This window comes from Desulfovibrio sp. SGI.133, assembly GCF_050313955.1.
In the GTDB taxonomy this organism is placed as follows: domain Bacteria; phylum Desulfobacterota; class Desulfovibrionia; order Desulfovibrionales; family Desulfovibrionaceae; genus Desulfovibrio.
In genome coordinates this window covers 173,075-195,502 of record NZ_JBNPMK010000004.1, presented here as the reverse complement: position 1 = coordinate 195,502, position 22,428 = coordinate 173,075, and the positions used below count along the sequence as shown (strand labels likewise).

Annotated in this window: 18 protein-coding genes; 10 read left to right on the top strand and 8 right to left on the bottom strand. The window is 64.3% G+C overall.

Annotated features, from left to right (window positions below):
• Positions 1-71: 71 nt before the first annotated feature.
• From ACQRBR_RS07705 to ACQRBR_RS07675, 7 genes are all read left to right on the top strand, one after another.
• Positions 72-656, top strand: a complete 585-nt coding sequence (locus tag ACQRBR_RS07705) for a 4Fe-4S dicluster domain-containing protein (RefSeq protein WP_006008589.1) — start codon at positions 72-74, stop codon at positions 654-656.
• Entirely contained in the window at positions 653-1,573 is a 921-nt protein-coding gene (locus ACQRBR_RS07700) for a CoB--CoM heterodisulfide reductase iron-sulfur subunit B family protein (protein ID WP_006008590.1), read from the top strand. Before ACQRBR_RS07705 ends, ACQRBR_RS07700 begins: the two co-directional genes overlap by 4 nt.
• A complete protein-coding gene (locus ACQRBR_RS07695; protein WP_006008592.1) occupies positions 1,570-3,531 on the top strand; it encodes a CoB--CoM heterodisulfide reductase iron-sulfur subunit A family protein in 1,962 nt (653 codons plus the stop codon). The genes ACQRBR_RS07700 and ACQRBR_RS07695 overlap by 4 nt, the downstream gene beginning before the upstream one ends.
• A complete protein-coding gene (locus tag ACQRBR_RS07690; protein ID WP_006008594.1) occupies positions 3,519-4,967 on the top strand; it encodes a hydrogenase iron-sulfur subunit in 1,449 nt (482 codons plus the stop codon). Before ACQRBR_RS07695 ends, ACQRBR_RS07690 begins: the two co-directional genes overlap by 13 nt.
• Positions 4,964-6,016, top strand: coding sequence for a 4Fe-4S dicluster domain-containing protein (locus tag ACQRBR_RS07685; protein ID WP_168934711.1), 1,053 nt, complete (start codon positions 4,964-4,966; stop codon positions 6,014-6,016). The genes ACQRBR_RS07690 and ACQRBR_RS07685 overlap by 4 nt, the downstream gene beginning before the upstream one ends.
• Positions 6,017-6,458: 442 nt before the next feature.
• On the top strand, positions 6,459-7,319 hold the full coding sequence (locus ACQRBR_RS07680; protein ID WP_050760339.1) for an FAD/NAD(P)-binding protein: 861 nt from the start codon (positions 6,459-6,461) through the stop codon (positions 7,317-7,319).
• A 414-nt stretch (positions 7,320-7,733) separates the two neighbouring features.
• Positions 7,734-8,162: a TOBE domain-containing protein gene (locus ACQRBR_RS07675; protein ID WP_303879644.1), complete on the top strand. Its 429-nt coding sequence runs from the start codon at positions 7,734-7,736 to the stop codon at positions 8,160-8,162.
• 240 nt (positions 8,163-8,402) lie between these two features.
• Here the strand turns inward: ACQRBR_RS07675 and ACQRBR_RS07670 are convergent, their stop codons facing one another.
• Positions 8,403-8,861 carry a nuclear transport factor 2 family protein gene (locus ACQRBR_RS07670; RefSeq protein WP_168934710.1) on the bottom strand — a complete coding sequence of 153 codons (459 nt, stop codon included), beginning with the start codon at positions 8,859-8,861 and terminating at the stop codon, positions 8,403-8,405.
• 179 nt (positions 8,862-9,040) lie between these two features.
• Here ACQRBR_RS07670 and cysK point away from each other — a divergent pair, with 179 nt between their 5' ends.
• On the top strand, positions 9,041-9,958 hold the full coding sequence (cysK, locus tag ACQRBR_RS07665; protein ID WP_006008613.1) for a cysteine synthase A: 918 nt from the start codon (positions 9,041-9,043) through the stop codon (positions 9,956-9,958).
• 273 nt (positions 9,959-10,231) lie between these two features.
• Here the strand turns inward: cysK and mgtE are convergent, their stop codons facing one another.
• The 7 genes from mgtE to ACQRBR_RS07630 form a co-directional block, all read right to left on the bottom strand.
• Positions 10,232-11,614 carry a magnesium transporter gene (mgtE, locus tag ACQRBR_RS07660; protein WP_427812701.1) on the bottom strand — a complete coding sequence of 461 codons (1,383 nt, stop codon included), beginning with the start codon at positions 11,612-11,614 and terminating at the stop codon, positions 10,232-10,234.
• Positions 11,615-12,160: 546 nt separating this feature from the next.
• Entirely contained in the window at positions 12,161-12,313 is a 153-nt protein-coding gene (locus ACQRBR_RS07655; RefSeq protein ID WP_427812700.1) for a hypothetical protein, read from the bottom strand.
• 364 nt (positions 12,314-12,677) lie between these two features.
• Positions 12,678-13,319, bottom strand: a complete 642-nt coding sequence (catB, locus tag ACQRBR_RS07650; protein WP_427812699.1) for a type B chloramphenicol O-acetyltransferase — start codon at positions 13,317-13,319, stop codon at positions 12,678-12,680.
• 662 nt (positions 13,320-13,981) lie between these two features.
• A complete protein-coding gene (speB, locus tag ACQRBR_RS07645; RefSeq protein WP_427812698.1) occupies positions 13,982-14,902 on the bottom strand; it encodes an agmatinase in 921 nt (306 codons plus the stop codon).
• Positions 14,903-15,586: 684 nt separating this feature from the next.
• Complete coding sequence (locus ACQRBR_RS07640; RefSeq protein WP_303879696.1) at positions 15,587-17,221, bottom strand: L-lactate permease; 1,635 nt, start codon at positions 17,219-17,221, stop codon at positions 15,587-15,589.
• A gap of 299 nt (positions 17,222-17,520) precedes the next feature.
• On the bottom strand, positions 17,521-18,270 hold the full coding sequence (locus ACQRBR_RS07635; RefSeq protein WP_427812697.1) for a class I SAM-dependent methyltransferase: 750 nt from the start codon (positions 18,268-18,270) through the stop codon (positions 17,521-17,523).
• Positions 18,271-18,272: 2 nt separating this feature from the next.
• Positions 18,273-18,794 carry a hypothetical protein gene (locus ACQRBR_RS07630; protein WP_006008630.1) on the bottom strand — a complete coding sequence of 174 codons (522 nt, stop codon included), beginning with the start codon at positions 18,792-18,794 and terminating at the stop codon, positions 18,273-18,275.
• 224 nt (positions 18,795-19,018) lie between these two features.
• Here ACQRBR_RS07630 and ACQRBR_RS07625 point away from each other — a divergent pair, with 224 nt between their 5' ends.
• The gene (locus ACQRBR_RS07625; protein WP_427812696.1) at positions 19,019-21,376 is read left to right on the top strand and encodes an ATP-dependent helicase; all 2,358 of its coding nucleotides are present in this window, start codon (positions 19,019-19,021) and stop codon (positions 21,374-21,376) included.
• 1 nt (position 21,377) lies between these two features.
• Positions 21,378-22,427 carry a thiamine-phosphate kinase gene (gene thiL / locus ACQRBR_RS07620; protein ID WP_303879720.1) on the top strand — a complete coding sequence of 350 codons (1,050 nt, stop codon included), beginning with the start codon at positions 21,378-21,380 and terminating at the stop codon, positions 22,425-22,427.
• Position 22,428 lies beyond the last annotated feature (1 nt).

The following is a 22,428-nucleotide window of genomic DNA, read 5'->3' as shown; positions in this document are numbered from 1 at the left end:
TCATGCAGACGCGCTAGTCTGCTGCAAATTGGTATGTCTTTGTCCTTCAGACTCTAACCTTGAGAGTTTCCATGAACGACGCCATTGATCTGACCCGAAAGCGTGACCGCGACTTTACCGCCGCGGTGGAAGCGCAGAGCGGGCAAAACGTCTCCACCTGCTACCAGTGCGGCAACTGCTCGGCTGGCTGTCCTGCGGGCTTCGTCTATGACCTGCAGGCCAACCAGATCATGCGTGGCGTGCAACTGGGTCTGAAAGACCAGGTGCTGAACTCCCGCTCCATCTGGATGTGTCTGTCCTGTTCCACCTGCAGCCTCCGCTGCCCCAACAACATCGATGTGGCCGAGGTCATGGAGACCCTGCGTCACATGGCCCGCAAGGAAGGGCGCGTGGCCGTGCCCAAGGTGGAAAAATTCTGGTTTTCCTTCCTCGATACCGTGCGCAAGTTCGGGCGGACCTACGAGATCGGCACCATGGTCCTGTACATGTTGCGCTCCCTGCGCGTCTTCACGGACGTGGACCTGGCTCCCCAGGCCCTGGCCAAGCAGAAGCTGGGCTTCAAGCCCCATTCCATTCCCAACGGCGGCGCCGAGGCTGTGGGCCGCATCATGACCCGCTACAAGGAACGCGCCAAGCGTGAGGGGGTGCGCCCATGAGACTTGCCTACTATCCCGGCTGTTCGGCCAAGGGTTCTTCGGCCGATTACGAAATGTCCACCCAGGCCGTGTGCGGTGCCCTGGGCATGCGTCTGGAAGAGCTGCCCGACTGGAACTGCTGTGGTTCCACGCCCGCCCATGCGGTGGATACCGAACTTTCCGCGGCCCTGTGCGTGCGCAACCTGGACATCGCCGCCCGCACCCAGGCCGACATGGTGGTGACGCCCTGTCCGAGCTGCCTCTCCAACCTGCGCCATGCGGCCAAACGCATGGAAAAGCCGGAGTTCCGCGCCCGCGTCAACGAGCTGCTGGACAACCCCGCGGCCGAGAGCTTCCCGCCCGTGACCTCCGTCATGCAGGGCATCGCCCAGATGTACGACGCCAAGGCCATCGCCAGCCATGTGAAGCGCAGCCTGCGCGGCCTCAAGCTGGTGGCCTATTACGGCTGTCTCATGAGCCGTCCGGCGGAACTCATGCAGTTCGGGGATCCCGAGAACCCCACCCTCATGGAAGAACTGCTGGCCGCCTGCGGTGCCGAGATGCTGGACTTCCCGCTCAAGACCGAATGCTGTGGTGCCTCCTTCGGTATCCCGGAACGTCCCATGACGGCGCAGCTGTCGGGCCGCATCCTCGAAGTGGCCACCAACATGGGCGCCGACGCCATCGTGGTGGCCTGCCCCCTGTGCCAGATGAACCTGGACCTGCGCCAGAAACAGGCCATGAAGGGCGTGGACCGCTATTTCAATATGCCGGTGCTCTACTACACCCAGATGATGGGCCTTGCCTTCGGCATGCTGCCCAGCGAACTGGGCCTCGACAAGCTGGTGGTCAGCGCCAACGCCCTGGTGGAGCGCATCCTCGACACCCAGCGCGAAGACGCCCAGAAGGCCCAGGCCCCCGAAGGAGATAAAGCATGAGAATAGGCGTTTTCATCTGTCACTGCGGCAGCAATATCGGCGGCACCGTTGATTGCGCCAAGGTCGCCGAGACGGCCCGAGCCTATCCCGATGTGGTCTACGCCGTGGACCTCATGTACTCCTGTGCCGAGCCCGGTCAGGCCGCCATCGAAGCGGCCATCCACGAGCACAAGCTGGACGGCGTGGTGGTGGCCTCCTGCAGCCCGCGCATGCACGAGCCCACGTTCCGCCGCACCGTGGAACGCGCCGGCCTGAACCGCTACATGTTCGAAATGGCCAACATCCGCGAGCACGTCTCCTGGATCGGCAAGGACAAGGTGGCCAACACCAACAAGGCCGCCGAACTGGTGGAGATGGCCGTTGCCAAGCTGCGCAACAACAAGCCGCTGTTCTCCAAGTCCTTCGACATCAACAAGCGCGTGCTGATCATCGGCGGCGGTGTGGCCGGTATCCAGGCCGCCCTGGACTGCGCCGACGGCGGCGTGCCCGTGGTGCTGGTGGAACGCCAGCCCACTATCGGCGGCAAGATGGCCAAGCTGGACAAGACCTTCCCCACCGTGGACTGCTCGGCCTGTATCCTGGGCCCCAAGATGGTGGACGTGGCCCAGCATCCCAACATCACCCTGTACGCCATGTCGGAAGTGGAAGACATCTCCGGCTACGTGGGCAACTTCACCGTCAAGATCCGCAAGCGCGCCACCTATGTGGACTGGAGCCTGTGCACCGGCTGCGGCGCCTGTACGGAAAAATGCCCCAGCAAGAAGACGCCTGACGCCTTCAACGAATTCACCGGTCCCACCACGGCCATCAACATCGCCTTCCCGCAGGCCATTCCCAAGAAGGCGGTCATCAATCCTGAATATTGCCGTCAGATGACCAAGGGCAAATGCGGCGTGTGCGCCAAGGTCTGCCCCACCGGCGCCATCAAGTACGACATGCAGGACGAGGTCATCACCGAGGAAGTGGGCTGCATCGTGGCCGCCACCGGTTACGACCTCATGGACTGGACCATCTACGAGCAGTACGGCGGCGGCAAGTACCCCGACGTCATCACCTCCCTGCAGTACGAACGCCTGCTGTCCGCCTCCGGCCCCACCGAAGGCCACATCAAGCGTCCTTCCGACGGCAAGGAGCCCCAGAGCGTGGTCTTCATCCAGTGCGTGGGCTCGCGCGACAAGTCCATCGGCCGTCCCTACTGTTCGGGCTTCTGCTGCATGTACACCGCCAAGCAGGCCGTGCTGACCAAGGACCACATCCCCACTTCGCAGTCCTACGTCTTCTACATGGACATCCGTGCCCCATCCAAGCTCTATGATGAGTTCACCCGCCGTGCCATCGAGGAATACGGCACGGAATACATCCGCGGCCGCGTGTCCAAGATCTACCCCGACGGCAATGGCCAGTACATCGTCAAGGGCGTGGACACCCTGCTGGGTCAGCCCGTGGAGATCCGCGCCGACCTGGTGGTCCTGGCCGTGGGCATCGAAGCCAGCAAGGGGTCCCCGCAGCTGGCCGAGAAGCTGCGCATCTCCTACGACAGCTACGGCTTCTTCATGGAGAGCCATCCCAAGTTGAAGCCCGTGGAGACCAACACCGCCGGCGTGTTCCTGGCCGGTGTTTGCCAGGGCACCAAGGACATCCCCTCGTCGGTGTCCCAGGGCTCGGCCGCCGCGGCCAAGGTGCTGGCGCTCTTTGCCCGCGACAAACTTGAAAATGACCCGCAGATCGCGCAGGTGGACAACAAGCGCTGTGTGGCCTGCGGCAAGTGCATCCGTTGCTGCCCCTTCGGCGCCATCACGGAAGTGGAATTCCGCGGCGAGAAGAAGGCGCAGGTTATCGAAACCGTATGTCAGGGTTGCGGTGTGTGTACCTCCACCTGTCCGCAGGGGGCCATCCAGCTTTCGCACGCTACTGACAATCAGATCCTTGCGGAGGTGAATGCCTTATGCCAGTGCTGAATGGCAAAGAACTGCGGATCGTAGGCTTTCTTTGCAACTGGTGTTCCTACGGCGGTGCCGACACCGCCGGGGTCGCCCGTGCCACCCAGCCCACCGACCTGCGTATCATCCGTGTCCCTTGTTCGGGCCGCATCGACCCGCTGTTCATCGTGCGCGCCCTGCTCAACGGTGCGGACGGTGTGCTGGTGTCGGGCTGCCACCCGCGTGACTGCCACTATTCCGCCGGCAACTACTATGCCCGCCGCCGTCTGGAAGTGCTCAAGCAGTTCCTGCCCGTGCTGGGCATCGACGAACGCCGCTTCGAGTACACCTGGGTCTCGGCTTCCGAAGGCCAGCGCTGGCAGCATGTGGTGACCACCTTCACCGACCGCATCCACAAGCTGGGCCCCGCGCCCCGCTTCGAGGATCCCGAGCCGCTGCTCAAGGTGGTGGACATGGCCCTCACGTCCCTGCGTCCGCTGGGCACCGGCCAGAACGCCAAACTGGACGAGCTCAAGGCCGCCATCAAGGCCAAGCTGCCCGAACTGGACTGCGTCATCGGCTGGCAGCAGGGCTACGACGCCGTGCATACGGTGCCGCTGTTCATGCGCACGCCCGAAGACGTGGACAAGCTGGTCTGGGGCCCCTTCAACGTCAACAACCCCGCCACCTACCTGCCCAGCTTCAAGGGCAAGAAGGTGGGCATCGTGGTCAAGGGCTGCGACTCCCGCTCCGTGGTGGAACTGTTGCAGGAAAACCTCATCAACCGCGACGACGTGACCATCTTCGCCATGCCCTGCGAAGGCACCCTGGACATGGCCCGCGTGGACAAGGAACTGGGCCGCTACAACAAGATCGACAGCGTGGTCTATGACGAGGCCGGTGTGACCGTCACCGCCGACGGCAAGGAACACCGCTTCTGCATGACCGAATGCGCCCAGGGCAAATGCTACGGCTGCACCATGCCCACGGCCAAGCTGGCCGACACCCTGGCCGGTGCGCCCACCACGGTGGAAGGCACCCCCGGCACGCCGCCCGAGCTGGCCCTGCTGGATTCCATGACCCTGCCCGAACGCATGGCCTTCTGGCGCGGCCAGATGGAACGCTGCCTGCGCTGCTACGCCTGCCGCAACGCCTGTCCCATGTGCGTGTGCCGCGACTACTGCGTGGCCGAGAGCCGTGATCCCCACTGGATGACCCAGGAAGACAGCGTGCGCGAAAAACTGTACTTCCAGACCATCCACGCCCTGCACCTGGCCGGCCGCTGCACCGGTTGCGGCGAATGCCAGCGGGCCTGCCCCGTGGGCATCCCGATCCTGGCCCTGCGCCAGCAGATCGGTCGTGCCGTGAGCCAGCTCTTCGACGGCTACAAGGCCGGTATGGACCCCGAAGCCGTGCCGCCGCTGCTGGGCTATGAGCTGGAAGAAAAGAACATCCATGAGAGGGAGTGGAAATGAGCATAACCCGTTTCGTCACCGCTGACGGCCTGCCCGCCTTTCTGGCTCACCTCTCCAAGAGCGCCCGCGTGCTGGCCCCGGTAGAAAAGCCGGGCAACAAGACCGCGGTCGTGTTCGAGCCCTGGAAGGAAGGCAAGCCCTTCACCCTGGCCAAGGCCACCGTGCCCGCCAAGGAAGCCGTGCTGCCCCAGTGTGAAGTGCTGGTGCGCTACAGCAAGACCAAGGATCCCAATGATCCGGGCAAATGCACCATGACCCTGGACGATACGCCGCAGGCCGAGCCCACCGTGGTCTTCGGCAGCCGTCCCTGTGACGCCCGCGGCTATGTGACCCTGGACCGGCCCTACCTGCACGGCCCCTTCGCGGACCCGTACTACAAGGCCCGTCGTGACCAGCTCACCGTCATCACCCTGACCTGCCCCAGCGGTTGCAGCACCTGCTTCTGCCACTGGGTGGGCGGCGGTCCCACCTCGCCGGAAGGTTCCGACGTGCTGATGACCGAAGTGGAAGGCGGCTATGTGCTGCAGGCCATGACCGACAAGGGCGCGGCCCTGCTGGAAGGCAGCAGCCTGGCCGACGGTGCCGACCGCTTTGCCGATGCCGAGGCCGCCCGCAAGGCCGCCTGGGCCAGCCTGGAAAAGGCGCCCAGCCTGGCCGAAGCTCCGGCCAAGGTGGCCGCCCGCTTCGAGGATGTGGAGTTCTGGCAGCAGGAGACCGACCGTTGTCTGTCCTGCGGGGCCTGTACCTACTTCTGCCCCACCTGCTACTGCTTCAACATCACCGACGAAGGCGACGGCCTCAACGGCCGTGAGGGCCGCCGTCTGCGTACCTGGGACAACTGCATGTCGCCCCTGTTCACGCGTGAAGCCAGCGGGCACAATCCCCGCACGGCCAAGGCCCTGCGCATGCGCAACCGCGTGTCGCACAAGTTTGCCACCTATCCCGAGAACTGGGGTGCCTTCTCCTGCAACGGCTGCGGCCGCTGCGTGAGCAACTGCCCCGTGCATCTGGATATCCGCGCCATCGTGCTCGACGCCATCAACAAGTAGGAGTTCGTTCATGGCTACCAAGAAAACTACCACCCGGAGCAAAAGCACGAAGGCTGCCGCCAAGCCTGCTGCCAAGCCCGCAGCCAAGACCAAGAAGGCTGCCGCTGCGGCTGCCCCGGCAGAAGCCGCGGAAGTGGCCGTGCGCGGCACGGACAGCCCCGTGCTGAAGGAAAGCCATGCGCCCGTGGTCAAGGAAAGCCCGGTGCCGGCCGAAGCCGTGAAGGCCGAAGCCCCCGCCGTGGCCGAACCCGCCCAGGCTCCCGCCGTGGCTGAAGAAAAACCCGCCCGTCCCCGCAAGAGCAAGGCCGCTGCCAAGCCCGCCGAAGCTCCTGCGGAAGAAGCCCCCAAGGCTGAAGAAAAGCCCGCCGAAGCTCCCGCCCCCGCGGCGGAAGCCAAGCCGGCCGCCAAGCCTGCCGTCCTCAAGCCCCGTGCCGACGGCGGCATGCTGCGCGAGATCACGCCCCGTCCCCAGCAGGCGGGCAACCCCTACAAGCCCATGCTGGCCACGGTGGTGGAGACCATCCAGGAAACCGGCAACATCAAGACCCTGCGCGTGGTCCTGGACGATCCCGAGCAGATGGCCAACTTCACCTATGAGCCCGGCCAGGTGGGCCAGCTCTCGGTGTTCGGCGCCGGTGAATCCACCTTCGTCATCAACACCCCGCCTTCGCAGAAGGAGTACCTGCAGTTCTCCGTCATGCAGGCCGGTGAAGTGACCTCCGCCATCCATCGCCTGAGCCCCGGCGACAAGGTGGGCGTGCGCGCCCCCCTGGGCAACTTCTTCCCTTACAATGACTGGAAGGGGAAGAACATCTTCTTCGTGGGCGGCGGTATCGGCATGGCCCCCATCCGTACCATCATGCTGCACGTGCTGGAGCACAAGGCCGACTACGGCAAGGTGAGCCTGCTCTACGGCGCCCGTTCGCCGCGCGACATGGCCTTCAGCTACGAGCTGGACGGCTGGCTGGCCAACCCCGACCTGGATTGCACGCTCTGCATCGACAATCCCTACGAAGGCTGGCCGCACAAGGTGGGTCTGATCCCCAACGTGCTGACCGAGCTGAACCCCAGCCCGGACAACTGCGTGGCCGTGCTCTGCGGCCCGCCGATCATGATCAAGTTCACCCTGCAGGCCCTGGAAAAACTGGGCTTCCAGCCCGAGAACATCGTGACCACGCTGGAAAAGCGCATGAAGTGCGGCATCGGCATCTGTGGCCGCTGCAACATCGGCAGCCACTATGTCTGCGTGGACGGCCCGGTGTTCACCATGGCCCAGCTCAAGGAACTGCCGCCCGAACTGTAGGCCGGCATCTCCGCTGCGTTTGAAGGAAGGGGTCTTCGGACCCCTTCTTTTTTTGTGCCCTGACCGGGGAGCGTCCCGGTGCGACGGCGGCAAAAAGGTCTGGCCGGGAGAGGTGTCCGTCCCCCCCTGTCAGGCGCGAGGAAGAAATGCCGTGATTCCGCCGGGCAAGATGCACTATATCACGATTTAATGACGTAAAAGTCACTATTTTGTTGAAATCAATCGTGATTGTCTTTTTTAAACATGATGAAATAATTTATTTTTTCTTAACTGGTAAATTTTCCTGAAAATTAGCTGCTCAAAAGCGTGAATTTTCATTCGGGGACGTTTCCGTGCCCTTTACAGGCCCTTTCCTTGTGCGTATATCCCCCTTGCGTAAGTACTCAACCTCCCACCGACATAAGGAGAAAAAATATGGAAACCAGCGCTCGCAATACTTTCTGGGGCACCATCAGCTCCGTGCGTCCCGGCGCCGTCAATGACGAGATCGAACTGACCATGCCTTCCGGCACCAAACTGGTGGCCTCCATCACCAAGGCCAGCACCGAACGTCTGGGCCTGGTCGAAGGCAAGGAAGCCTGCGCCCTGGTCAAGGCCAGCATGGTCATCCTGATGAACGATGCCGACCAGTACATCCTCTCCACCCGCAACCAGTTCTGCGGTACCGTGAAGAGCGTGACCCCCGGCGCCGTCAACGGCGAAGTGGTGGTGGACCTGGGTGCTGACGGCGAAATGACCTCCATCATCACCATGGGCAGCATCAACAAGCTGGGCCTGGCCGAAGGCAGCAAGGTGACCGCCATCGTCAAGGCCACCAACGTGATCATGGCCGTCAAGAAGTAACGTCCTGTCGCTACGCGATATTCAAGGGCCGTCTCCGCAGGAGGCGGCCCTTTTTTCATGCCTGCGGCCTCAGCGGCACTGCTTGCAGGGAAAAAGGGCGACGCTCCCCGGGCCTTGCCCCGGCCGGGAAAGATCGTGGAGGCCCGCAGGCAAGGCGCCTGGGCAGGGCGGTACCGCTGCCCCTGGGCATAAAAAAAGGCTGCCTGCAGGCAGCCTTGAAACGTCGAATTCGGGAAAGGATCAGCGGATGGCGCAGTTGCCGTCGCGGCAATCCTGCGAGGGGACCACGGGCGTGGCCTGGAAGAGGACGATCTTGGTCTCCTTGCCGACCTTGTTCAGGACCATGGTATAGCGCATCAGGCCCTGGGGCAGGGGGGGCGTGGCCGAGCCCTTGAGCTCGCCGTTGGCCGTGACCAGGGTCACGTCACCCATGACGGTGCTGCGCATGTTGCTGAGGCGGATACGGTCGATGACCAGCTTCCTTTCCTTAAGGCTCGCCAGGAAGTGTTCCTTGTCCTGGATATGGCCGTTGGCGCTGACATGCCAGTAATTGGGGGCCAGGAGCTTGTCCAGGGACTCCACATCACCGGTCATGAGGGCCTCTGCATACAGTTCGGTCACATCAGCCTTGGCCAGGGCCGCACCGGCAAAGATCAGGCTCAGGGCCAGCGATACAAGGAACATACGGAACAGCTTCATGATGTATCCTCCTTTGGAGCTAGGGATGGACGGTACCTGTTATAAAAAACGGTACGGGGCATCATGAAAGCTGTCAAGCTGCGTCCCTTGTCAGGCCTGGTGCCGATTTGCAAAACCGGCCCGGCTGGCATATACTGATGTTCTTCTTTTTATTCCCTGACTTTTAGCAAGGATACAGCATGCTCACCAATATTCTGCAAAGCATCGGCAGAACACCTTTGCTGCGTCTGAACGCTCTCGGCGCAGATCTGCCGGGTACGGTCTGGCTCAAGCTCGAAAACCGCAATCCCGGGGGATCCATCAAGGATCGCGTGGCCTTCCATGTGATCGACAAGACCATGGAGTGGGGCGATATCGAAGCCGGCGGTACCATTGTGGAAGCCACCAGCGGCAACCTGGGCATCGGCATCGCCCTGGTGGCCGCCGTGCGGGGCCTGCACTGCGTGCTGACCATGCCCGATTCCATGAGCGTGGAGCGCCGCAACCTGCTGCATGCCCTGGGCGCGGAACTGGTGCTGACCCCGGCCGCCGAAGGCATGAAGGGGGCCATCAAGGTCGCGGAAAAACTGGCGGAAGAGCGCAACGGCCTGCTGTTCGGGCAGTTCTCCAACCCGCTGGCCGTGGAGGCCCATTACCTCACCACCGGCCCCGAAATCCTTGCCGACAGCGTGGGCCATATGGACGTGCTGGTGGCCGGTGTGGGGTCCGGTTCGTCCATCACGGGTACGGGCCGCTTCCTCAAGGAGAACATCCCCGGCTTCAAGGTCATGGCCGTGGAACCGGCGGAATCCCCCGTCCTTTCCGGCGGACAGGCCGGACAGCACGGCATCCAGGGCATCGGGGCCAATTTCGTGCCCTCCATCCTGGACCGTAGCCTGCTGGACGAGATCATCCAGGTGCCCACGGCGGAGGCCATGGCCACGGCACGCCGCCTGATGCGTCTGCAGGGCGTGTGCGCGGGCATCTCCACCGGCGCCAACGTGCTGGCCGCCCTCAGCGTGGCCGCCCGTCCCGAGATGCAGGGCAAGAACATCGTGACTTTCGCCTGCGATACCGGTGAACGTTACATGTCCACGCCTCTGTTCCGTCAGGACTAGTTTTTGCGGGAGGCCCCGGGGCCTCCTGATGACGAGCTGTAAAAAAGCCCCCTCCAATGAGGGGGCTTTTTTTGTGGCCTCGGTGGCGGCCATGCATGGCCGGATACAATGCACCGGGGGAGTCTGGAAGGGCCCTTGTCCCAGGGCCGTCGCCGGGCAGTCCGCAAGGGTATCTGGAGGGAGACGAGGACGCTTGCGGCATCTGCGGCAACGCCGGGAGATCAACAGAGCACAGCCGAGGCCTGCTCCCCGTTGGGCGTCACCGGATCCTTCTTAGCCCGCCTGCTGCAGCAGATCGCCCAGGAAGGCGTAGGCGAAGGCGAAGTAGATGAATACGCCCACCAGATCCATGATGGAGGTGATGAGGGGTGAGGACAGGGTGGCCGGGTCCGTACCGATGCGCCGGGCCACGAAGGGCAGGAGCACCCCGATGATGCCGCCCAGCACGGTGCAGACCAGCATGCTCAGGCCCACCACCAGCAGCACGTCCAGGTCGATGCCTTTGGAGAACCAGGCAAGCACGGTCTCCATACCGGCCACCACCAGGCCCAGGGCGGCGGCTACGGGCAGTTCGCGCCGGACGACGCGCCAGACGTCCTGCCAGCGCAGGCTCACATCGCCCAGCGCCATGGCCCGGATGACGAGGGTGGCCGACTGGCTGCCCGCATTGCCGCCCATGTCCACGATGGGCGCGATGAAGGCCGCCAGCACGATGACCTGTGACAGGATCTCTTCCTGCGCGGCCACGAAGGTGCTGGTGACGACGCCGAACAGGGTCAGCAGCACCAGCCAGAACACGCGCACGCTGAACATCTTGCGGAAGGGAGATTCCAGGATGTCCAGGTCGGTGCCGTCGGTGGTCACCGTACCGCCAAAGCGGGCCAGCTGGGTGGCGTCTTCCTGCTTTTCGATGTCCATGGCGTCGTCCACGGTGACGATGCCGACCATCTTTTCCCCGCCGTTGATGACGGGCAGGGCCAGCAGGTCATAGCGGCCGATGAGCTCGGAGGCCTTGCTCCGGGGCCACTGGGCTCGTGCGAACACGGGATCGCGGCGCATGATGTTCCTGATGGTCAGGGAGTCATCGGCCAGCAGCAGCTCGCGCAGGGAAAGGGTGCCGCACAGATGCCCTTCCTTATCCTGCACATAGATGACGTAGATGGTCTCCTTGTCGGCGGCGGTGGCCCGCACATGGGCCAGGGCCTGGGCCACGCTCATGTCCGGCAGCACGGACACATAATCCGAGGTGGTCACCGAACCCACGCTGCCTTCGGCGTAGGAGGCCAGGCGCAGGATGTCTTCACGTTCGCCGTGGGCCAGGGCGGGCAGCAGGCGCTGGCGGGCGGCCTCGTCCAGATCGTGGAACAGGTCCACGCGCTCGTCGGCGGCCATGCCTTCGAACAGGGCCACCACGGTCTCGCGGGGCAGTTCCTGCAGCAGGCGGCTCTGGCGCTCTTCGGAAAAATACACGAATACTTCGGCCAGCGTCCCGGCCTTCAGGCAGGGCAGCAGGCGGGCCACGTCACGGCTCTTCAGGGTCTCCAGGGCCTCGGCCATGTCGGAGGGGTGGACGCTCTCCACCAGTTCGGCAAAGGCTTTGGTGTCGTGGCGGGCGGACAGGTCGCGCACGGTGCGCAGCAGATCTTCACGGATCATGGTCTTTCTCCTTTTTTTCTTCAGCGTGCGGGATGGGGACGGCAGCAGGAGGACGGCAGAGGCCGCCCGAAGGCCGCCTGCGATCCGGGGTCATGCGGCCGGGCACGGAAGAGGAGAAAGCCGTTATGCGTCCGGGGGACGGAATGGATCAGGTTCAGGTCATGGACGGTGACGCCAGAGGCGACCCGGCGGGCCTGCTGTGGTTTTTTGAGGATCATGACAGACCTCCCCAAGGTTGGAATGCTGGGGGCAGGCGCGTGCGAAGGCAGGCGCGATCACGGACGACGGGAGGGGGGCAGGGTGACTGTCCATACGTCGGCTCCTTTGGTTGGGGGTATTCGTGATAAAGCCTTCCTGCGGACGTCAGGGCAGACGCGCGGCATGACGGCAGGTCGTGCCGTTGCGTACCGGTACAGGACGTGTGCAGGCCGTGCCGCAGGCTGGTTGCCTGCAGGCCTGACGCCGCAGGCAAAGATGAACGATGACGGAAGGCCATCCCGCAGGGCAGGGCCCGGCAGGATACGGCAAAGGGGACGTGGTGGCCTGTCAGCAGACAGGGCGCATCACGGACGTCCGACCCATGACGGGGATGGACGAGCGGGAAGGATGCAGGACATGACGGCGTGTCCGGAAGATGATCCGGTCACGGACGGGGCCGTGCTGGAAGACAGACGGCAGAAAAATACGGGAACGGGACATGAAGACCTCCTCGCAGGGCTGGTGCTGCCTGCGGGAAGGTGGACGCAAGGCAGGCGATCAGCGTGACGGGACAGATACCTGGATACTGGGAGGGAGGGGACTGTCAGATGACATGGGAACTCCTTGCGTGACATGACCGTCAGTTCGACGGCCCGTTTCCTATGGCACAGATAGGAATAGAAGTCCAGCAAAAAAGCCGGGATAGCGATGACGTCACAAAAATGTCATCAAGGCGCAGGGCTGCAGGGGGCTTCCCGTCGCATCTGTGCTCTCCGGCCGGAAGCCAGGGCCTGCGGCGTCTGCCCGGACAAGGAGAAGACTGTTTGTCCGGGCAGGCATCCTGCAAGAGCGGCAGGCGGCAGCCTTAGTCCTGTTCCCTCTCCCGACTGTTGCGCCAGAACTCGTGGAGCCGTTCCACCTGGCCGGAGCAGAGCAGGGGCATGGCCGCGTTGATACGTTCCAGCGGCCAGTCCCACCAGCGCATCTCCAGCAGCATGGCGATCCGTTCCGGGCTGAAGCGTCGGCGCAGCTCACGGGCGGGCATGCCGGCCACCACGGTATAGGGTTCCACGTCCGCGGTCACTACGGCGCGCGCGGCGATGACAGCGCCGTCACCAATGTGCACACCGGGCATGATCATGGCTTCCGTACCGATCCAGACGTCGTTGCCCACCACGGTGTCTCCGGCGCGGACGAAGCCGTCCACGGCATCCCGGAAGCCCGCCTCTTCCGGCATATAGAAAAAGGGGAAGGTGGCGATCCAGTCCATGCGATGGCCCTGATTGCCCGCCATGATGAAGCTGGCGCCGCTGCCGATGGAACAGAAGGAACCGATGATGAGCTTGTCCACGTCGTCGCGTTCCGGGCTCAGATAGCGGGCGCAGTCGTCGAAGCTGTGGCCGTGGTAATAGCCGGAGTAATAGCTGTAACGGCCCGCACGGATGTTGGGATTGCGGATCTGCTGGTCCAGAGGGATGCCCTTGAAGGGGCTTTCAAAGAAATTCATGGCGTTTCCTTGCGGGAGGGCAGGCGGGGGAAAGAGCTTGCTGAACCCCTTGTCCCTTTTTTCGGAGTATCGCCGTTCCTGATGGCTGCGGTCCTGCGGACCAGCATCCGGCCAGCTCCATCCCTCCCAGACACGTTTATCTGGTTGCTTGTGACAGGCTCCGTTTTTGGGGCAACGGGCCTGTGGTGTGCCCTGTCGCCGGACGGGCCGGGAGACAGGGCATGGTAGCCGGGGCCTGAGGGGGATGCAATGGTTGTGTCCGGACGGGCCACAAGAAGGCGCGGGCATGCACGCAGAACGTGCCGCAGGGCGAGGCAGCCTGCCGTATCGGAACAGGGCCGCAGCGAATAGGACCTCAGAAACAGCTCGCCTGTGCGAGGATGGACGAAGCAAAAAAAGCCTGTGCCCCGTTTCGGGACACAGGCAGGAAAAGCAGGCTGGTGAAGGGGAGTTTGAGGGGAAAGCCCTCTCGCACCGGCAGCGACCGGATGGCAGCCGCAGGCCGTGCCCGTTGCGACACAGGAAGCTACGGGCATCGACAACGGAATCGCCGGAACGATGAGGGGCCCTAAAAATCAGCGCCGTTGGCGATAGGGACCCGACGGACATCGCGGCAGGATGCGGGATAGCCTTTCTTCCTCCAAAGCAGGAGGCCCCGGCCGTTATGCCTTGCGGGGCAGCCCGGCGCGCTGGGCAAAGCCCATGAGGGCGTGGGTGAGTTTGGCGGCGGTGAAGTCCGCATGGTGCAGGCCCGGCAGGGGAGCCAGCTCCACCACGTCCATGCCGACCATGCTGCGGCCCTGCAGGCAGCGCTCGATGAGCAGCAGGGCCTGATGCCAGAACAGGCCGCCGGGCGAAGGCGTGCCCGTGGCGGGCATCAGCGAGGCATCCAGACCGTCCACGTCGAAGGTGATGTAGAGGCGGCGGGGAAAGTCCGCGGGCAGAGGCTGTTCCGGCAGGCCCTGGCGGAAGAGGACGTCGGCATCATAGTGCAAGACATTGTACTGGCGGCGCACCTCCACTTCTTCGCGGCAGAAGTCGCGCATGGCGAACTGGGCCAGCGGCAGGCCAAGGTCGGCCACGGCCCGGTGCATGACGCTGGCGTGGGAATAGATGGAGCCTTCATACTGGGAACGCAGGTCCGCATGGGCATCGAACTGCACCACGCCAAAGGGTTCGCCCGTACGCGCGGCCTCGGCGGCCAGGGCACGCAGGGCGCCCAGGCTCACGGTATGCTCGCCGCCCAGGATGACGGGCAGGGCCTTGCAGCGCAGGGCGTGGACCGTGGCGGCCTCGATGCGGTCCAGCACGGTCTCGATGGGGGCATCACAGTCCACGGCAGGGGCGGTGTACAGGCCCGCTTCTCCCGGGGCGCTGATGCCGTCCCAGGCCTCCAGCTGCTGCGAGGCGGAAAGGATGGCGGCCGGGCCGTGGGCGGTGCCGCCCCCGTAGGAGACGCTTTGCTCCAGCGGGACGGGGATGATGTGGAAGGCGGCCTGTTCCGGCTGGGCCGGTTCGTATTCCGAGGCCAGGAAATGGCTTTCGTCGAATTCCTGATGACAGACGGTGACGGGGCTGGACATGCTCGTGTCTCCAGACAGAAAAACGGCCTGCTGGGGGGGCAGGCCGTTTAGGTTGAACTGTCAGTAAGAAAGGAAGGTACTTAGCTTACTGCATAAGGCGTGCCAAAATTTTCAGCGAGGAATATTTTTCTATCTTACTGTTTTTATTGTTTTTATAATTCTTTATGGGCAAAAAGGCCGTTTAATTTTTTTTACATAAGCCCTGCCGGAGCCATACGGGGGGACAAAAATATTGCACACCCCCCTTTCCAGGGGGTGGCCGGTCAGGGCAGCGGCGGTCCGGTATGGCCGCCGGCTGCGGTGCTTTCCAGGCGTTTTTTTGCCCTTTCCGGGCAGGTCGGACCCTGGGGGCACGCCGTCCTGCCTCCCATACTATGGGGAGCGGGGCCGCTGCAAGAAAAAAGCGGGAGCGGTCAAAAAAGCTGGCTTCGGGCGCGGCAGCACCGCCTTGCCGGTTCAGGGATTTTGTTCCTGCATCGGCCGTGTTTTGGGAGAGGCGTGCGGGCGGGAAAGGCGCTTGCGGAAGCGGTCTGGGCCGCTGTCCGGGCAGAGCTGCCATAGCCGCCGAACGGCAGCAGGGAGCTCATCGCGGCAGAAGGCGGCCAGACACAGGAAAAGGGCCCCGGAAGACCGGGGCCCTTGCCGACGTTGTTTTGTCAGGCCCTCAGGCCTGCGCTGTACCTGTTAGGGCAGCATCCAGGAAAGGGGACCAGCCTGCAGGTAGGCCAGCACGCAGAGCACCAGGGTCATGCCGATGCTGTGACCGATGGTGAAGCGGAAGAGCTTGCCTTCCTGACCGGCATTGTTGGTGGCGGCGGTAGCCACGGACAGGGACTGGGGCGAGATCATCTTGGCGGTCACACCACCAGAGGCGTTGGAGGCCACGGCCAGTTCGGGGCGCATGCCCACGGCCAGGGCGGTGTCCTTCTGCATGCCGCCGAACAGGGCGCAGGAGGACGTGTCGGAACCGGTCAGGAACACGCCCAGCCAGCCCAGCAGGGGAGAGAAGAAGGGGAACAGCCAGCCGGTGTGGGTGAAGGCCAGACCCAGGGTGGAGCTCATGCCGGAGTAGTTCATCAGGTAAGCCAGGCCCAGGATCATGGCGATGGTCAGGATGGGGAAGGTCAGCTGCTTCAGGGTGCGCATGAAGCAGGCGATGGCCTTGCCGTAACCGTACTTGGGCATGAAGGGCACGGACACCAGACCGGACAGCAGGATGGCGGTACCGCCAGCGGACAGCCAGTTGAAGGTGAACTTGGCGCCGTACACGGCGTCAGCCTGCACGATGGGGGCGGTCTTCATGACTTCGCCATCCAGGCCGGGCCAGGAGATGTTGAACACGGTGCCGGGCAGGCCGTTGAGGATGGCCTTGAAGGAGCCCAGGCCCCAGAAGAACACGAACACGGCCAGCACCAGGTACGGGGCCCAGGCGCGCAGCACGACGGACAGGGGGTAACCCTGGCCTTCCAGGTTGGAGGGAGCTTCGCCTTCGAAGCGGAAGATGCTCTTGGGCTGCCAGACCTTGAGCAGCAGCATCAGGGCCACGATGGTGGCGATGGCGGAGCCGATGTCGGGCAGGGTCGGGCCGTGGAAGTTGGCCAGCAGGAACTGGGCGCCACCAAAGGCCACACCGGCCACGATGATGGCGGGCAGCACTTCCATGGAACGCTTGAAGCCGCACATGACCACGCAGACCCACAGGGGCACGATCAGGGACAGCAGGGGCAGCTGACGACCGGCAATGGCGGAGACGGTCATCTGGTCAAGGCCGGACACCTGGGCGGCCACGATCAGCGGCACACCGATGGCGCCGAAGGCCACGGGGGCGGTGTTGGCGATCAGGGCGATACCGGCGCCCCACAGCGGGGTGAAGCCCAGGCCCACCAGCATGGCGGCGGCGATGGCCACGGGGGTACCGAAACCGGCGGTGCCTTCGATGAAGCAGGAGAAGGCGAAGGCGATGAACAGGGCCTGCAGACGACGGTCGTCCGTCAGGCGGGCCAGGGAGTCTTTGATGATCTCGAACTCACCGGATTCCACGGTCATGTTGTAGACCCACACGGCCGTGATGACGATCCAGACGATGGGGAACAGGCCGAAGCAGGCCCCCAGTGCCACGGAGTTGACTGCCAGGCCTACCGGCATTTTCCAGACCAGGATGGCCACCAGCAGGGCGCCCACCAGACCGGCCACGGCGGCGATATGACCTTTCGCCTGCCGGAAAGCCAGCATGTAGAACAGAATGATCAGCGGTACGGATGCCGCCAGTGCCGACAGGCCGATGCCTCCCAGAGGTTCGTAAACCTGAGTCCAAGCCATCTTTCTCTCCCTTCTACTAGAAAAGCGTGCCGTCGGTCCGTCCGGCCCCTGCCCGAGGACAGGCGACACAAATACATCCTTAACGCTAAGATTATGCTGGCAATGATGAAAATGCAATAGGTTAGAGATAAAAAGGGGGCTATTTTCGCTTTTTTTCGGTAAAGAAAATTTCTTTTAATTTATTGAATTTAATAACTATTTTTATGTTATGAAATAGTTCATGAAATATTTTTTCAAACTTTTTCTGACAGGAAAATCCTGTAAAAAAAGCCCCTTCCGGGCCTCTTCCTGTCTGCGGATCAGCGCTGCCGCACCGGCAGGCGTTCGGCCAGCAAAATACTTTCGCCGTGGGTCTCCCGGTTGGCGTCCCGGCAGTGCAGCACACGCCAGCGCCGCGGCTCCAGACGGGCCAGTCTTTGGGCAAGGGCGGCCTCTTCGGCGGCGCCGCCTTCATGGCCGGTATAGCAGTGCAGGCTCAGGCAGCCCTGCGGGGCCAGCCGCTCCAGCAGGGCATCCACGGCCGTCAGACTGCCCGACGCCGTGGTGGTGCAGCGCTTGTCCGTGCCCGGCAGGTAGCCGAAATTGAAGATGCCCGCCAGCAGGGGGCGTTGCCTGTCCGCTTCGGACAGGGCGTCCAGCAGCTCCGGCAGGGCCGCATGGGAATGGAGGACGAGACGGATGTCCGCCGTCTCGGAAGGGAGGGGGGACAGGGCGCAGGCCGCCGCTGCCGAGGGACAGCAGCGCGTCGCCAGGCCTGCCTGCTCCAGTCGTGCCCGGCTGGCCTGCAGGGCGGCCTCCTGGATGTCCAGGGCCAGCAGCAGGCTGCCCGCCGGGGCCTGACGGGCCAGGAAGAGGCAGTCGTGGCCGTTGCCGGCCGTACCGTCCAGCAGCAGGGGGGGCTGCCCGCCGCCGTTGTCGCGCCAGGCCGCCAGGGCCCGGAGCACGGCGCTGTGCGCCACGGCGTCCAGAAGCGAAGGCCGGGGCGGTCGCAGGACCGTCCCGGCGCGAAAGAGGCTTGCCGCCCCGGAGGCGGCCGCAGGATCTGCCATGACTAGTGGGTGGTGCCGTTACCTTCGGTGCGCGGCGCGGCCATGCGGGTGGCCAGTTCCTTCACCTGGTCCGTGGAACACCACTGGGCGAACAGTTCACGCCAGCTGCCGAACTCCATAAAGTTCTGGTCCAGCTGGTTCTCGTGCATCTGCACCCAGGCGTTGAACAGCTGCATGCGGGTCTGGAAGGTGGTGCTGTCGAACACGGTCTCGGCCATGCGCTGGGGCATGACCTTGCCGTCCAGGTGTTCCATGACGAAGGAACAGACGGCCTGCTGCGACAGGGCAAAGCTGATCTCCTTGCCGTTCAGGCTCTCGGCCAGGGGCAGCAGATCGGGGTACAGCTCCTTGATGCGCTGCATGCCCTGCTCGGGGATGGCCACGAACAGGGGCTTTTCCGCGCCTTCTTCCACAGGCGCATCCAGCTTTTCAGTGAGGAAATAGAAACGGATCCAGTTCTCGAACATCACGGTTTCCAGGATGCGCAGGACGGCATTCTGGAATTCTTCTTGAGGCGTAGGCATGGAAAATCCTTTGTGCAAAAAATTTCAAGCTACTTTACGATTCCCGTCCGGCGGCGTCAACTGGTGGAGGGATTTTCCTTTTTTTACTGAAAGGGAGACCGGATAGGGGAAGGATGCGCGAGGGCCGGAGCCTGTGGAGGGATGGCCCACAGCGGTCCCCTCCGGGCGGGATGGCCCTGTGGGCTCCTCTGGCCTGCCCAGCGCCTTTATGCTAATCTGTAACGATGATTGATTACGCGCACGCGCTCAACAGCGCCCAATACGAGGCCGCCACCTGCGGCGACGGGCCGGTCCTGGTAGTGGCCGGCGCCGGTTCCGGCAAGACCCGCACCATCACCTACCGCCTGTCCTGGCTGGCGGATCACGGCATCCCGCCGGAATCCATGCTGCTGCTCACCTTCACCCGCAAGGCGGCGCAGGAGATGTTGCAGCGGGCCGCGGCCCTGTCCGACCATGCCCTGAGCCTGGTGCAGGGCGGCACCTTCCACTCCTTCGCTTTCGGCGTGCTGCGCCGTTACCGTCCCGACTGGCTGGAGGACCGCCCCTTCACGGTCATGGACAGCGCGGACATCAACGCGGCGGTCAAGGCCTGCAAGGACGACCTCCGGCTGGGCAAGGGCGACCGCTCCTTCCCGCGCACCCAGGCCATCGTGGGCTTTTTGAGCAAGGCCCGGAACAAGGAGATGCGTCTGGACGAGGTCCTGCAGCGCGAGGCCTTCCACCTGCTGCCTTATGCCGAGCCGCTGATGCAGCTGGGCGAGGCCTACGATGCCTACCGCAAGGAAAAGGGCCTGCTGGACTACGACGACCTGCTGTTCGAGCTGGAGCATCTGCTGCGCACCAACGAGCGCGCGGCCGAGAACCTGCGCCGCCGCTACACGCACATTTTGGTGGACGAATATCAGGACACCAACCTGGTACAGGCCCGCATCGTGCGTCTGCTGGCCGGGCCGGAGGGCGAAGGCATGCCGCCGGGCAACGTCATGGCCGTGGGCGACGAGGCCCAGTCCATCTATGCCTTCCGTGGCGCCAACGTGCGCAATATCCTCGATTTTCCCAAGCTTTTCCCCGGGGCGCGTATCATCCGGCTGGAGGAGAACTACCGCTCCACCAAGCCCATCCTGGACGTGGCCAACAACCTGCTGGAAAACGCCACGGAATCCTTCCGCAAAAAACTGTTTACCCGCAAGGAGGGCGGCGCGCCGGTGCGCCTGGTGACGCCCCTCAGCGACATGAGCCAGGCCAAGCTGGTGGTGCGCCGCATCGAGGATCTGCTGACCCGGCACCTGCCGCACGAGATCGCCGTGCTCTTCCGGGCGGGGTTCCATTCCTACCATCTGGAAATGGCCCTCAACCAGGCGGGCATCGCCTTCCGCAAGTACGGCGGCCTGCGCTATACCGAGGCGGCCCACGTCAAGGACGTCATGGCCTACGCCCGCCTGCTGCTCAACCCGCTGGACATGCCCGCCTTCTCGCGCGTGGCCGAGCTGCACGAGGGCATCGGCCCCAAGACCGTGCTCAAGCTCTACAACGTGGCCCAGAGCGCCGACGGCCCGGCCCTGGACAAGGCCTGTGCCCGCTTCCCCTCCTTCCGCGAGGACCTGCGCTTCATCGCCGAGATGCGCGCCCGTCCGCTGCATCCGGTGACGGCGCTGGAGCTCATCGTGGACCATTACCGCCCCGTGCTGGAGAGCCGCTATCCCGAAGACTGGCCCCGCCGCCAGCAGGGACTGGAAGAGATTCTGCAGATGGCCTCGGGCTACAATGATCTGGACCTGTTCCTGGCCGATCTGGCCCTGGATTCCCCCGACGAGGAAGACGAGGACAACGAGGGCCGCATCACCCTCTCCACGGTGCACTCGGCCAAGGGCCTGGAGTGGAACGCCGTGCTGATCATCGACCTGGTGGAGGACCGCTTCCCCTCGCGCCATGCTCTGGCGCGGCCCGAAGATTTCGAAGAAGAACGCCGCCTGATGTACGTGGCCTGCACCCGCGCCCGGCAGGAGCTGGACCTGTATTCGCCGGCCACCATCTACAGCAAGGCCGAGCAGGGCACACAGCATGTGGCCCAGAGCCCCTTCGTGCGCGAGCTGCCCGCCGGGCTGACCGAGGAGTGGGTGGAAAGTTACGGCGGCGGCCTGAGCAAACGGGCGCGCGGCGGCATGTTCGCCGATCCCTTCGGCGGCCGTCCGGCCCCGTCCGGCCCCGGCGCGGGCTTTGGCCGCGGCCGTCATACGGGCCTTGCCGCCCCTGCCGGGCTCAGCCCGGCCCAGCGTCTGGCCGCCACCCGCTCCCTGCAGGATGCCGATGACTGCCAGCTGCCCCCGGACGAACGGCCGGGAGGCACTGCGGGGGGGCGTCCGTCTGCTGCGCCTGCCGCTTCCGCCGGGGACGCTGCCGGAGGTTCGGTGCTGGCGGCCGCCGGGGCCGTGGCCGCGGGCAAACGTCCCTGCTTCTGTCGCCACAAGATCTTCGGCCGGGGCAAGATCCTCGGCCTCATGCCCCCGAACAAAGTACAGGTGAGTTTTGCCGGTTTCGGGATCAAGGTCATCCTGGCCGACTATCTGCAACTGGAGGACTGATATGTCCCAGCCTTCGCGCGCTTCTGAAGACAGCATCCTTGCCTGTCTGGCCCGGCATTTCCCGGCCACGCATCCTTCCCTGCTGCTGGGCAGGGGCGATGACTGCGCCGTGCTCAAGGCCGGCACGCCCCTGTGCGTGAGCAGCGACCTTTTTCTGGAGGATGTCCACTTCCGGCGCTCCTATTTCACGCCCGAGGAGATCGGCCACAAGGCCCTGGCCGTCAATGTGAGCGATATTGCCGCCTGCGGTGGCCGTCCGCTGGCCTTTACCCTGGCCCTGGGCCTGCCCGATGACGTGGATGCGCTGTGGCTCGACCGCTTTTTCTCCGGCATGGCCGCTCTGGCGCAGGAACAGCGTTTGGCCCTGGCGGGCGGTGACTTGTCCCGCAGCCCCTTCCTGCATGTGAGCATCACCATCTGGGGCGAGTCCTACACGGGCGGGGACTTCCTCGTGCGGGGCGGCTCCATGCCCGGGGACAGCCTGTTCGTGGTGGGCCGTCCGGGCCTGGCCCGCGTGGGCCTGCAGGTGCTGGAAAAGGAAGGCCGGGCCGCGCTGGATCACTGGCCCGCTGCCTGCGCCGCGCATCTTTTGCCCGTGCCGCAGGTGGATGCCGGGCTCATGCTGGCCCGCGCGGGCGCCAATGCCCGGCCCCCGGCACTGATGGATCTTTCCGACGGCATCATGCGCGATCTGCCCCGCCTGCTGGGCCGCACCGGCGAGAGCCGGGCCCGGCGCGAAGGCGACACGGGCACCGCCACGGACAGCGGCCTGGGCGCGGCCATCCTGCTGCCGCAGGGCATGCTCCATCCCGAAGTGGTGCGCCATGCCCGCGAGAACGGGCTCAATCCCGTGCACGAGGCCCTGCTGGGCGGCGAGGATTACGCCCTGCTGGGTTCCTGCGCCCCGGACATGCTGCCCATCCTGCATGCGGCCATCCCCGGCTTCATGAGCATCGGCACCGTCACCGATGACGGGGAACTGACCTGCAACAACGAGCCGCTGGACGCACTCCAGGGCTTTGACCATTTTGCCGTATCTGCGGAGGCCTAGC

What these genes read in the sequence shown, in the direction of transcription:
- ACQRBR_RS07690 (WP_006008594.1), top strand. Translation starts at nt 3,519, where the DNA reads ATGCCAGTGCTGAATGGCAAAGAACTGCGGATCGTAGGCTTTCTTTGC.
- ACQRBR_RS07705 (WP_006008589.1), top strand. Translation starts at nt 72, where the DNA reads ATGAACGACGCCATTGATCTGACCCGAAAGCGTGACCGCGACTTTACC.
- ACQRBR_RS07675 (WP_303879644.1), top strand. Translation starts at nt 7,734, where the DNA reads ATGGAAACCAGCGCTCGCAATACTTTCTGGGGCACCATCAGCTCCGTG.
- ACQRBR_RS07630 (WP_006008630.1), bottom strand. Translation starts at nt 18,794, where the DNA reads ATGCCTACGCCTCAAGAAGAATTCCAGAATGCCGTCCTGCGCATCCTG.
- ACQRBR_RS07695 (WP_006008592.1), top strand. Translation starts at nt 1,570, where the DNA reads ATGAGAATAGGCGTTTTCATCTGTCACTGCGGCAGCAATATCGGCGGC.
- ACQRBR_RS07635 (WP_427812697.1), bottom strand. Translation starts at nt 18,270, where the DNA reads ATGGCAGATCCTGCGGCCGCCTCCGGGGCGGCAAGCCTCTTTCGCGCC.
- cysK (WP_006008613.1), top strand. Translation starts at nt 9,041, where the DNA reads ATGCTCACCAATATTCTGCAAAGCATCGGCAGAACACCTTTGCTGCGT.
- mgtE (WP_427812701.1), bottom strand. Translation starts at nt 11,614, where the DNA reads ATGATCCGTGAAGATCTGCTGCGCACCGTGCGCGACCTGTCCGCCCGC.
- thiL (WP_303879720.1), top strand. Translation starts at nt 21,378, where the DNA reads ATGTCCCAGCCTTCGCGCGCTTCTGAAGACAGCATCCTTGCCTGTCTG.
- ACQRBR_RS07700 (WP_006008590.1), top strand. Translation starts at nt 653, where the DNA reads ATGAGACTTGCCTACTATCCCGGCTGTTCGGCCAAGGGTTCTTCGGCC.
- ACQRBR_RS07640 (WP_303879696.1), bottom strand. Translation starts at nt 17,221, where the DNA reads ATGGCTTGGACTCAGGTTTACGAACCTCTGGGAGGCATCGGCCTGTCG.
- ACQRBR_RS07655 (WP_427812700.1), bottom strand. Translation starts at nt 12,313, where the DNA reads ATGTCCCGTTCCCGTATTTTTCTGCCGTCTGTCTTCCAGCACGGCCCC.
- catB (WP_427812699.1), bottom strand. Translation starts at nt 13,319, where the DNA reads ATGAATTTCTTTGAAAGCCCCTTCAAGGGCATCCCTCTGGACCAGCAG.
- ACQRBR_RS07670 (WP_168934710.1), bottom strand. Translation starts at nt 8,861, where the DNA reads ATGAAGCTGTTCCGTATGTTCCTTGTATCGCTGGCCCTGAGCCTGATC.
- speB (WP_427812698.1), bottom strand. Translation starts at nt 14,902, where the DNA reads ATGTCCAGCCCCGTCACCGTCTGTCATCAGGAATTCGACGAAAGCCAT.
- ACQRBR_RS07680 (WP_050760339.1), top strand. Translation starts at nt 6,459, where the DNA reads ATGCTGCGCGAGATCACGCCCCGTCCCCAGCAGGCGGGCAACCCCTAC.
- ACQRBR_RS07685 (WP_168934711.1), top strand. Translation starts at nt 4,964, where the DNA reads ATGAGCATAACCCGTTTCGTCACCGCTGACGGCCTGCCCGCCTTTCTG.
- ACQRBR_RS07625 (WP_427812696.1), top strand. Translation starts at nt 19,019, where the DNA reads ATGATTGATTACGCGCACGCGCTCAACAGCGCCCAATACGAGGCCGCC.